The following is a 12,619-nucleotide window of genomic DNA, read 5'->3' as shown; positions in this document are numbered from 1 at the left end:
GGTTTATAACACCCTAAAACGGCGTATATTACATTCCTTCATAATTCCACCAACAATTTCCTTTGTAAACAAATAATTAATACAGCCAAAAATCACTGCTTGTTATTTTGCAGCAAAGCGGCGGTTAATAATGTTATCGAACAAATTCTCGAACACTCCCCATGAGTAGCGCTAAATTTCGGCTTTTTAGTGTTTGTTGGTAACTTACTGCTTAACTTTTTATCGTTGGGTTTTGTTGCTCTCAACCCAACCTTGTATCTCTCTTAGATAAATGATTAGCTATCTATTAGAGTCTGTGAGCTTGTACCCAACCTTGTAAATTTAACGCCGAGCTGCTCTGGTTTTTCCTAGCGCCTGGCCCCTAAAACCTAGAACCTTTTCCTTACCTAAAATCTGCCATATCTAAATAGTGCTCTATCCCGGTAATTTTATCTTTCGCATGATGATTGACATAAATCACTGTGCTACTGCCGGCAGCGCATATTTTTTCGATTAACAGTAAAACACGCTGCCGATTGGCTTCATCAAGCCCCAAACATGGCTCGTCTAAAATCAGTAATGTGGGGTGTTTTACCATAGCGCGGGCAATCAATAGCATGCGTTGGTCACCAAAAGACAGTTGCGTAAATGGGGTGTTTTTTAACTCACTCAAACCTAATAATGCTAACCATTGTATGGCGATATCAAGCTGAATTTGAGTTGGCTTTTGATACAAGCCAATGCTGTCGTAAAAGCCTGATACTATGGTATTAAGCGCCGAAATACTAACCCGATATTCCATATGCAAAGCATTCGAAATATAGCCAATATGCTGCTTAATTTGCCAAATACTTTCACCACTGCCGCGTTGATAGCCAAACACTTTAATATCATTGTTATAACACTGCGGATTATCGCCAGTGATTAAGTTAAGCAGGCAGGTTTTGCCGGAGCCGTTTTGACCACTGAGCTGCCAATGCTGTCGTGCTTTGATTGTCCAATTTAAGTGGTTAAAAATAACCTTACCGCTATAACTGACGCTGGCATTTTGCAATCGTACTAACTCAGGCTCATTAAACTCTGGGGCACTGTGTGCCACATCTTTGCTAGGAATCGTTAAATCAGTTTGTTGTAGGTGTAATAATTTAAATAAATCATCGCGCTGCTTAAGGTCAGGAGTTGCTAGTTGCTGTTGTAATTCGCCATTTTTCACATAACCATAATGCGTAATAAATACGGGGATTTCATCTAACCGATTAACCACAAAGACCATGGTCATGCTGGCACTTAGTTCGATTAATACGCTACGTAATAGCTCAACGCTTTGTACATCCAAACCATCAAACGGTTCATCAAGCACAATCAGTTCGGGGCGATTACTCAGTGCTTTAATTAACATTAGTTTACGTGTTTCCCCGGTTGAGAGTGCGCGCAAACGTTGCTTAAGCAATGCCTCAAAAGCAAACCCTGTAATTAACTGCTGACATAGCTGTTGATCAAAATATGGGCCTGATTGCTGATAAATCAGCTCTGACACCAATTTAGGGCTGGTTTTACCATCGGTGATGTCGTCTTGATCAGCTAATAACTCAGCGGTAATCAATTGCTTTTGCAGATCTGAAGAGACTATTTCTGTACGCTTAAAATCACAACGTCGTGTACCACTGACAATATTAGCTTGATCGAGTAATACTGCTGTTATGGCTGATTTTCCTGCTCCGTTACCGCCAAGTAGCACCCAATGCTGAGCGCTCTCAACCTGCCAAGTTAGCTTACTTACGAGAAAACTTTCGCGTTCATTGGTACCAAGGTTAGCCGTCACATTATTGAGTTTAATTGACTGCACAGCGATCCTTTTTAGCTCTTAAATTAATTAGTTTGAAAATACATGACTTTTATTAGCATGGCTATAGAATAAAATTCACGCGGTTTAAACCTTTTTAAATCTGCTAACGTCTAATCTATAAAGCCATTAACAACGAGTAAAAATAATGAATACACTTAGTATCTCTAGTTTAGCCGTAATCTTATTAACCAGTAGTTTAGCTGCTCATGCTGAGCAAAAAATTGAACAGATCTTTGATGTCACTGCCAAGCAGGCATTGGCGATCAACGTGCCCGTTGGCAGCCTAGAACTTAGCACCCATCAAGGCAACCAAGTAACCGTGTCGATTGAGCTAAAAGCGAAAAATGATAATTGGTTTAGTGATGATGTTGCACTTGAAGATATCACTTTAAAACATCAACAAAGTAGCGATAAGCTGAGCCTCTCGATTGATAATGACGATGTGCAACAAAGCTGGCTGGTAAGTATACCAACAACCATGGCGATAGATTTAGAGCTAGGTGTTGGCGATATTGAAGTAAATAATTTTGCTAATACTGCCAGCATCGATGTCGGTGTGGGCGCAGTACGGATCAGCAGCGCGTTAGCTGACTATCAAACGATCACCCTAGATAGTGGTGTTGGCGACACCAAAATAGCAGGCATGAAAAATGATGCTAAACATAGCCGTAAGCTGGTCACCTCAACTAGTAAATATAACGGTGGCGGCCAATACCGCATTAACGTTGAAGTCGGTGTAGGCGATATTAAAATCAGCCACTAAAAATTATCAGCCCTCGTTAAATACATTCATGAGGGCTTTTTTAATATCCGCAACCGAAAATGGTTTATAAACATGTACATTAGAGCCAAGTTCATAAGTTCGCTCTAAATCACTTGGCGCAGTGTTGGCGGTGATCACAATGATCGGAACCGTTGAATTTAATTCTTTGCGAATGATATCTATCGCTTGAAAGCCATCCATAACCGGCATGTTCAAATCCATAAAAATCACATTAAACTCACTTTCAGCAATTTTTTGTGTTGCTATTAAACCGTTTTCAGCCACTTCAACGGTGTAATTAAGCTCGGTTAAAATTCGTGATAAAATTGTTGCGTTTAATAAATTGTCTTCCACAATTAAGCAATGCAGTTGTGCGGGTAAGCTGCCTTGATTCGTTAGTAGTGCAGCTTTAGATAATGGCAAACGGATCTTAATCTGTGCACCATGCGGTATGACATCTTTAAACTCAACGCCGCCTTGCATAGCACTGACAATATGTTGCACACGTGCCAAACCGGTTTGTAAGCCCTGAAAGTCATTGCTCTGTTCTATACTATGATGATTTAAATATGGATAGCATTGAGCAAAACCAACGCCGCTATCAGCGACCACTATTTTAATATGACCATCTTGGTAACTAACGGATATTGAAACCTGCCCAGTGCTAGTAAATTTAATGGCATTACTAAGTAGCTCGGTAATGATTTGCTGCAATCGTAAATGATCAAACTCTGTATAACGATCTAACTCAGGACTGAGTTTTACTTCAAACTTTAACTGTTTGTTATCACAGGCAAACTGAAAAGGTGTAATAGCCGACTCAAGCGTGGTTATTAAATTACGCTTGATAAATTTTAACTGCCATTGCCCAGTATTAAACTGCTGTAGTTCATGTAACTCATCCAGCATACTTACAATCCTGCTGGCACAATATTTTGCTTGTTTTTGCAATGCTTGCTGAGATTCTGATAGCTGAAGTTGCTCAATCGAGTCTATCAGCCCTTGTAGCGGTGTTCTAAATTCATGACTTGCCCGTGCGATAAAGCGCTCTTTATAAGTGCTTATCTGCTCTGCTCGCAACTTTTGTTGTTGGTATTTATTAATCGCAGCGATAATTTGCAGCTCCATAGGCTGAAATATAAATTTCAGCTCAATGAATAGCAACACTAAAGTTAATAGCCAAAAAGCCAGCTCTAGGTTGGACAGCACTCGGGTTTTGAACTTTGCTTGTTGTTCAAATAGCGAGACTGCACCATCAAGCTCCTTGAGCAAGCGTTCAACCTCTGCAACTGTAAATCGCTTTTCTACTTTGCTTACACTAGGATCATTTAACAGTTGCTGCACTTTAGCCAAATACGCTAGCGACGTTTGCGCAAGATTAATCGGTGACGAAAAATAATAAGCAACCAACTCGTCGTCTAAATATAAATAATCGCCATTAGAATGCTGTTGCACTAAAAATTCATGCCCTGCTCTAAACTCTGCGCTCGCTTTAGCTAATACATTACGATGTAATTTAATATTGCTACCAATCTCAGTAACCATGGCATTACTATGCCAAGCGATTTTTTGTGACAACATCCGCTGCTTACCTGCAACATTGATAATATGAGCATCGTCTTTTTGCACAAAAAACATAAACTGAATAAGCAAAGCACTCGCGCTCGAGAGAATCGCTATCGCTAATAACGCCCAACGATAGCGCGACCGAATATTAGCAATAATTTGAATCATAATAGGCCCTATTATTTTTTAATAAGTGTAGACCAAAGGGGATAAAGTGACACTTTACGCAATGATATTATTAAAAAAATAAACCCCGCTTAAATGCGGGGTTTATCAGTTTTGGTTTAATAATTACCGATTTTCTAAACGATTATAATCAAACAAACCGTATTCAACACCACCGTATTGTTTGGCAACTTTGTGCAAAATATCACTGTATTGCCAAAATTGCGGATGTGTTCGGCGAATTGCAAACTGACTCTTTAATGCTCTGTAATCGGCTTCTATTTGCATCAATGGTAGTTGCTCGGCAAATGATGCAAGTTGTTGTGGATTATTCAAATACCAAATTGTTTCAGGGTAATCACCAATGAAACCAGGCACAATGGTGACGGTATCTTCTGCATAAGCGCGCTGCCCTTCCTCGTTCAATAAACTAGAAATATTATAATGGGCATTGTGATGGATCATGGTATACGCTTGATGCTCTGCAGCACCGTCTTTCACTAATATAAACGAGATTTGCGGCAGTAAATTAATTGCTTTTGCAGGCATATTATTTAACTGCTGTAACGGCTCTGGTACTTGTGTGTAATCAAAGCGCGGACTTAACACCGGTTTTAGCGTTTGTTTAATTAAGCCATATAACTCGTGTTGTTGATCCTGTGTTTTGTAGTCAATACCAGTTGGCTGACTAAACTCATCACCACTTTCAAAGAAATTAGTTAAACTCGGTGGTGCTTTACGATACCAGTTTGCTTTTAACTCTTTACGCTGAGGCTTAGGTAACAGTGCTAAAAAGTTTTGCTCGCCTTCTAGACGCAAAAAATCCATGTATAAACGAGTGATCAACTGATGGCCAACATTACCGTAGACATCAAACCCGGCAACTAATAAATAATGTATCCGCTCAAACAGTGCGTAATCTAATACCCACATGGTTTTTGGCTCTTGGCCAATAAAACCTTTAACCACAGTCGCACTATCAAAATGGCGGAAAATAGTCAGAGCAGCATTATCATTCACCTCGTCACCACGCCATAATAGGTCTGTGGTTAGATTTTCACCATTTTTGAACATGCTATTTGCCAACGTTGCCTTGGCTTTAAGGTAAGTATTCTGACGTTTGGCATATTTGACCCAGCTAGAAATAGGTAAAGCGTTGCTTTCTTCAGCCGCTGGCAATGCCAAGGCATCTTCATGTTGTAGCAGCATTTCACCCACTTCTGGCGTTGCCGCTTTAGCTGGATCAGCAAATGCCACCCAAAAATGATCATTAATAACATTTAACGCTATTTGACCACGACAAACAGGCCCTTTAATAAAGCCCATAATGATTAATTCAGCTTCATCTAACATAAATTGATATTTAGATTTAACCGGCATGGCGGCAAACACTTTAAATGGGTTGGATGCTATTTCTGGCAAGTAACTTGGCATGCTGTCAACGTGATAATCTGGCGCAATAAACTGGCTGTACAAGCGCGCTAATTTACTGTCATTCAGTGCCAGTGGTAAATGCGTTTTTGCCAAAATAGTCGAACGATCATGCATTAAGCGATAATACACCCGCTCCACTTTAGGGTCATCGTAAGGGCGGCGGGTATTTATTAACTCAATGTCCTGCCCTGGTGGGGTACTCGAACGCACCAATTTAAAAAAGCTTTTTTCATCATCTTGAACAAAATAAATATGTGCTAAATACCAATGTTCAAACACATAACGTGCTGTTAATTGATACTTTAAATCGTCTTGATTTAAAAAGCTCTCCCAGCGTTGTGCTTGAGCTAAAGCAGCTTTGCTTGGCGGTTTAATATGCGCCATTTTACCGCCCTCTTTAAGCCACTTTTCAAGGTGCTTAAATTCAGTACGCGAAATACCAGGTAATCCATATGGCATCCCGGAATGAGGTTGGCTGTTGGCAAGGCTGTCAAATTCTCCTATAGTGGCGCAGCTTTGCGAGCGATCTAAAGAAAAATCAAACTCATCACCTAAGATCTCATCATTTGGTAGCGGTGAGCTCATTTTTAACACTAAACTGTTGTACAACACGCTACCGGCAAGATTTGCTTGCTCTGTTTGCGCTCGTTCATTCAATACTGGGGTAAAGTCTTTATCACGCCACTGGCTAGTATTCGTTGCATCAAAAAGTAAGCGGCTGGGAGTCGATGCTAATAAACGAGTACCATTGTAAACACGTTCCTTACTTAGGCCGCGGTCAATTCCTTCTGGAGATGAAAGTTTCAGTTGGCATGGTGCATCATAGCAGCCATGACAAACCACACAACGACTCTCGAGCACAGGTTGTACATGCTGTAAAAACTCAGCACCGCTACCTGAGTTATGTTCAACCATACGCTGCTGTGTTTGCTCTGGCCCGAATAGCTCATTGTAATGAGCGGCACCTAAATAAGCGCAGCCACTGAGCACAACAATTAGTGCACTCAGCAAAAAAGACTTTCTCATCGAATTATTCGTCCTCATCGCCCAAGTCAAACGTCGGCATCATATCCATTTGTGGGGACACAAATGTTTGCTCTGATTGGGTATCGAGTACTGCGCTCAATAATGGTCCACGCGTTAAAGTTAGCTGTGCTTGATGTGCATTGCTTGCTAAGTCTGCAAACGCCGGGTTATGGGCTTCTACAATATAATCTGAAATAGTAATAGCAATGCTGCTATCCGGTGCTGGATTTTGACAAAGCTGGGTCAGTAAGTCGTCATCTAAAAGTACGCTTATTGAGAGATCAGGGGTCGATAAATCTCGCTCATTTAAGGTCTCATCAAAAAGAAATAACGGAAGTGTTAAACTACTATCTTGCTCTAATTCCATGTGCTGCTCTCAAATACTAAAATCGTTAATATGACAGTATTATAGCAAAAATTAATTAAATTTAGCTAAACTGACTGCTGATTTACAGCCTGTTTAGCTATTAAAGATAACCTACATTAAATATTATTTACCAAGGTAGGGTTTCACCATTTGAATGCCAAAAACCACCACTATTGCTTAGGTTTAGTTCATCAATACGTTGTGCTAAAAGCTCTGCAGATAATTCAGGCGAAATGTCTCCGGCATAATTAACCATTTGTGTTTGCACAAAGCCCGGATGAAATAAACCAACCGCAATTTTTTTGCTTTTTAGCTCATGAGCTAAACTGACTGATGCCGCGTTAAGTGCAGCCTTTGACATACGATAACCAATATAACCACCTGAGTCATTATCAGCAATCGACCCTAAGCGACTGCTGATCATGGCAACTTTAGCGTCAATACCTAAGCAGTGTATTAACGCATGGGTAACTCGAATTGGTGCTACAGCATTGATGGCTATCTGTTGATTAATGGTATCAAAATCCATCTCTGCCATACTTTCATTATGGAAAATACCGGCATTGTTAATAAGCAGATCTATCTTATGCCCATGTAACTGGTTTTCAAGTGTTTCGATATCTGCTGCATTGGCAACATCGATATTGCTGATCACTGTCACATCTAATTCTTTAAGTTCATCGCTTGGAGTACGCACCACGGCCGTAACCTGGTAACCCTTTGCTAAATATTGCTGACATAAATTAAGGCCGATGCCACGATTAGCGCCTGTAATTACCACATGCTTTGTCATACTTTTACTCCCATTCTATATACACTCTATAACTGAGAGCTTGGGGCAAACAAAAATAAAAAAAGCACCTGAGTGCTTTTTTAGTCAATTAAATTAAGCATAACTAGCTGCATTTCAGATCATTTATGAAGGAGAACATAATTGAAAACACCGCCCTTGTTGAGCGGTGATCACACTAAAGTGGCCCACTTCGGGAATATCGGTTGATGGTACACAAACCTTTCCATCTGGCTATTAATCTTGAAACTGGAACTTGGCCGTTTAACACTTGGCTCTTTTTAGTGGCTGTGCCCACCACCAAGCGCTTTACCATTAGCATCATAAAAGCCAGACGCACCATGCTCGATAAATCCTAAGTTAATCATTTTGGCTAAAAATGGGTCGCCTTCGTTATCACCGATATCCGCATAGTCAGTCGTTTGATAAGCATCCCATAGGGCAAATTGCTGCTGTATCGGAGCTTTTTTAAAGTCCACAGTGCCCAACGTTAATGTTTGAGTAAGTTGCGGTTTACCAATACTCATTGCGCTTACCAGCTTTTGATTTACCAACCATGCAAGCTCAATCGTAGTATCACCTTGCACTAATTGATAATGCTGTATTTTCTCGCAGCCATCACCTTGCTCATCGGTTAAAGTCATCTTGGCAATAAAATCATCACTAACTAATTGGTATTTAGTACTCCAATCTTGCTGACCTTGCACCTCTGAAGGTTGATATTCAATACCACGCTGCGGTGTTTGAAAGTAACGAATTGGCCGAATTTGCTGATTACTCAACTGTTGCCACACTTCAACTAATTCAAGGCCTTGCTCTGCAACCTGATGGGGTGTTCGCCATAATGTAAACTGTTGAGATTCAGCCACAGCTTTGCCCGCAACTTGCTTACTAACCTGATAGCTTGCTTGCACATATTGACTGTCCAACGCGCACTGCGTGGCACTGGCCAATGGACTTATTAACGCTAAAGATAGGATAATTTTTTTCACTGGATTCTCTTTTCGATTTAATACCGTGGGTCACTGTAATGTGTTTATTTTGCAGATTAATGACAAAGAGCAACTCAGTTTTGAGTTGCTCTTTAGTAAAGCGTATTACATGACAATTACTTAATTTGTAACTTTAGCATCCGCTTGTTTTACTAAGTCAGCTGCATAATCCATCACGTGAAAAATAAAGCTCTGCTCGTTAGTACCTGTTACTAAATGCGCACCAGGGCCAATTGCATAAACACCAACATCTTCACCAGCATGAGTTTCAGATGACAGCGGCACAAGTGCTTCTTGGTGGAAACCTGGACTTTGCGTATCCACATCGGTTAAATCAACACGGCCGGTTACTGGGGCAAAGTCGTAACCTACTTCAGCATCCGTTTCCTGACCTAAATCTCTAAAGCCGCCACCATTAGCATAACCTACGGTGGTGTATGGCATATTATCGGCAGCAAGTGTTGGCTCGGTTTCACCCACGGCAACCACTTTACCTAAAATTGGATTACCGCGTTTTGGGTAGCCTGCGATAGTAAATACATGGCTGTGATCGGCAGTAACAATAATCAGCGTATCTTCAATGCTGGTTTTATCAAGCGCCACTTGCACCGCTTTTGATAACTCAATGGTATCACTTAAAGCGTTATAGGCATTGCCCGCATGGTGAGCATGGTCAATTCGTCCAGCTTCAACCGTCAAGAAAAAGCCTTTCTCGTTGTTATCCAATACATCCAGTGCTTTTGCTGTCATCTCTGATAACGATGGTTCACCTGCAATATCATTGCCACGGTCAGCTTCGTATTGCATGTGAGATTCATTAAACAAGCCAAAAATTTGTTTAGTGTTAGTCACATCAATCGCATTAAAACCTGCTTGATCCATTACGTATTGACCATTTGGATACTGAGCTTGCCATTCAGCAGTTAAATCACGGCCATCAGTACGATCGCCTTCTACCGAGCTTACTGCATCAGCTGAATTATATGCTGCGTCTTTTGGTAAGAAATGACGACGACCGCCACCCATTACCACTTCAAGACCATCAACATCGATCCCAGCAAAACGCGCTTCTAAGTTCTTTTCAAAGTTAACCAGTTGCGATGCAATATCTTCACAATTAGCCGCTTCCGACTCAGGCATATCTGAAACATCTTCCCAATTGCGGTTTGCCGCTTTTGCATACGTTGCAGCTGGTGTGGCATGGGTAATACGTGCCGTTGAAATAAGTCCCGTTGATTTACCTGCAATTTCCGCAAGCTCTAATGACGTTACTAATTCATGGCCTTTACCTGACAAACAATTACCATTAACCACTGCTTCATCAATACCAATAACACCGACATCAGTTTTTACGCCTGATGCCATTGCTGTCATCGTACCGGCAGAATCAGGTGTTTGTGCATCAACATTATAAGTTTTAGCAAACCCTGAAAACGGTAGTGTTTCAAAGCTTAACTGATGTTCTTCACCCATTTTGCCCTGTAACTGACCCGCTAAAATACGCGCAGCTGTTACTGTTGAAATCCCCATACCGTCGCCAACAAACAAAATGACGTTTTTCGCTTTGCCAGACTCTTTAACAATATTAGCAATATTATCTTGGCTACTAGCTAATTTAGTGTGTGCTTCTTTATACCAAGTATTGGTAGTAAGCGGCGCTAACTGTTGTGGATTCAATGAAGTTTCAGCATCGTTACACACTACAGTGGTTGTAGTTACTTCATCTGCATCCAGCTCACCATTTTGATTGCTGTCGTCACCTGTTAGGGTCTCAATGCCACCATTGATACATTGCTCAGAGCCAACTGCAAGCGTATTTTTAACCGTCATTGACTCAATTTTATCGTCATCATCAGAGCAACCCGCTAACGCAACAACCACAGCAAGAGATATTAAGTTAAGTTTTTTCATTGTAATCACCATTATTCTTCTATTAGTTCGAGCGCTTGACTGATAATGTGGAAAATAACATTTTGCTCCACAACGCCTTGTGCCAACTGTGCCCCAGGGCCCTTAGCATGCAATGAAATATCCTCACCTGCATGAGTTTCCGAGCTAAGTGGGACTGCTGCTTCTTGATGAAAGCCCGGTGTTAAGGTATCAACACCACTTAATTCAACACGCCCAGCAACGGCTGCGGCTAAATATGAAGCGTCTGCATCTGTTTCATCACCTAAATCTCTAAAGCCCAAGCCATTTGCGTAACCGACTGTGGTATAAGGCATACCGTCAGCTGCAAGGGTTGGAGTATCGCGACCTACTGCTACAACTTGACCCAAAATTGGGTTACCGCGTTTTGGATAGCCAGCAATGGTAAATACATGGCTGTGATCCGCAGTGACTAAAATAAGTGTTTCATTCGGATCGGTATTTTCTACTGCTGCTTTTACCGCATTGGCAAATTCAATTGTGTCATTTAATGCGTTGTAAGCATTACCGGCATGGTGGGCGTGATCGATACGACCCGATTCAACCGTTAGGAAAAACCCTTTTTCATTATTCTTTAATATATCAATCGCTTTAGTCGTCATTTGCGTTAATGAAGGCTCACCTGCAATATCATTACTGCGATCCGCTTCATATTGCATATGCGATTCATTAAATAATCCAAATACGCGTTTGGTATCGCCATTTATTGCGTCAAAGCCGGCCTGATCAGTAATGTATTTACCATCGCTATACATTTGCTGCCATTGCGCTGTTAAATCACGTTCATCAGTACGATCACCTTCGACTGCACTCATAGCATCATTAGAGTTAAATGCAGCATCTTTTGGTAAGAAATGACGACGGCCGCCACCCATCACCACTTCTAGACCATCAACATCAACACCCGCAAAGCGCGCTTCAAGATTTTTTTCGAAATTAACTAATTGCGACGCAATATCTTCACAACCTGCAGTGACTGCATCTGCAGGCATGTCGGAAATGTCTTCCCAATTACGATCAGCTGATTTTGCATACGTTGCAGCTGGCGTTGCGTGGGTGATCCGTGCAGTAGAAATAATACCTGTGGCTAGGCCTTTAATTTCTGCAAGCTCTGTAGCTGTAATTAATTCATTACCTGCTACAGTTGCACATTTGCCCCGTTCAATGTCTTCGTTAACACCAATAACACCAACATCCGTTTTAACACCTGAGATAATAGCCGTCATGGTGCCTGCTGAATCCGGTGTTTGCGCATCGACGTTATACGTTTTTATTTGTGCCGAATACGGAAATTCTTCAAAGCTCAAAAAGCCCTCTTCTCCTAAAGCGCCTTGTTTTTGGCCTGCAAGGATACGTGCTGCGGTGAGGGTTGATATACCCATGCCATCACCAACAAATAGAATTACGTTCTTTGCTTTAGTGGCTGGTGTTGCATTAGCCATCGTTTCTTTAGAGGTTAATTTAGCCTGTGCAGCGCTATACCAATCACTTTTCATTTGGTTATCAGGTAACACACCTGCATTAGCACCCGCTGACAACGCCAGTGTTAAACCAATTGCAGTCGCAATTTTATTAATTTTCATTTTTAAGTTCCATTGATACGATTTGGTCAAGAATGTCTGTAGTAATGAGAGCATAATATTAGGTAGGTTTTGTTACTTAAAAAGTGACTTTATGTTACATAAAAATTAAAAGTTACATTGTTTTTATTTGTTATATCATAACGTTATGATGGGTAAGCGGTAAGCGGTAAGCGGTAAGC

Annotated in this window: 9 protein-coding genes; 1 reads left to right on the top strand and 8 read right to left on the bottom strand. The window is 41.1% G+C overall.

Annotated features, from left to right (window positions below; genetic code table 11):
- Window positions 1–382: 382 nt before the first annotated feature.
- Entirely contained in the window at window positions 383–1,825 is a 1,443-nt protein-coding gene (locus H5200_RS00045) for an ATP-binding cassette domain-containing protein (RefSeq protein ID WP_182760676.1), read from the bottom strand.
- 145 nt (window positions 1,826–1,970) lie between these two features.
- Here H5200_RS00045 and H5200_RS00040 point away from each other — a divergent pair, with 145 nt between their 5' ends.
- On the top strand, window positions 1,971–2,588 hold the full coding sequence (locus H5200_RS00040; protein ID WP_182740402.1) for a hypothetical protein: 618 nt from the start codon (window positions 1,971–1,973) through the stop codon (window positions 2,586–2,588).
- A 6-nt stretch (window positions 2,589–2,594) separates the two neighbouring features.
- Here H5200_RS00040 and H5200_RS00035 read toward each other — a convergent pair whose 3' ends face one another.
- From H5200_RS00035 to H5200_RS00005, 7 genes are all read right to left on the bottom strand, one after another.
- A complete protein-coding gene (locus H5200_RS00035; RefSeq protein ID WP_182760675.1) occupies window positions 2,595–4,322 on the bottom strand; it encodes a response regulator in 1,728 nt (575 codons plus the stop codon).
- Between the two features lie 123 nt (window positions 4,323–4,445).
- Window positions 4,446–6,779, bottom strand: coding sequence for a fatty acid cis/trans isomerase (locus H5200_RS00030; RefSeq protein WP_182740404.1), 2,334 nt, complete (start codon window positions 6,777–6,779; stop codon window positions 4,446–4,448).
- 4 nt (window positions 6,780–6,783) lie between these two features.
- Window positions 6,784–7,146 (bottom strand): hypothetical protein, encoded by a 363-nt coding sequence (locus tag H5200_RS00025; RefSeq protein WP_145238340.1) that lies wholly within the window; start codon window positions 7,144–7,146, stop codon window positions 6,784–6,786.
- Window positions 7,147–7,273: 127 nt separating this feature from the next.
- Complete coding sequence (locus H5200_RS00020) at window positions 7,274–7,939, bottom strand: SDR family oxidoreductase (protein WP_182717654.1); 666 nt, start codon at window positions 7,937–7,939, stop codon at window positions 7,274–7,276.
- A gap of 278 nt (window positions 7,940–8,217) precedes the next feature.
- Entirely contained in the window at window positions 8,218–8,928 is a 711-nt protein-coding gene (locus H5200_RS00015) for a hypothetical protein (protein WP_182740407.1), read from the bottom strand.
- A 120-nt stretch (window positions 8,929–9,048) separates the two neighbouring features.
- Complete coding sequence (locus tag H5200_RS00010; protein ID WP_182740408.1) at window positions 9,049–10,839, bottom strand: alkaline phosphatase; 1,791 nt, start codon at window positions 10,837–10,839, stop codon at window positions 9,049–9,051.
- Window positions 10,840–10,850: 11 nt separating this feature from the next.
- A complete protein-coding gene (locus tag H5200_RS00005) occupies window positions 10,851–12,440 on the bottom strand; it encodes an alkaline phosphatase (protein ID WP_145238328.1) in 1,590 nt (529 codons plus the stop codon).
- Window positions 12,441–12,619: the final 179 nt, after the last annotated feature.

It is taken from the genome of Pseudoalteromonas sp. SG43-7 (assembly GCF_014164295.1).
Classification (GTDB): domain Bacteria; phylum Pseudomonadota; class Gammaproteobacteria; order Enterobacterales; family Alteromonadaceae; genus Pseudoalteromonas; species Pseudoalteromonas rhizosphaerae.
This window is presented reverse-complemented; position numbering and strand designations above follow the sequence as displayed.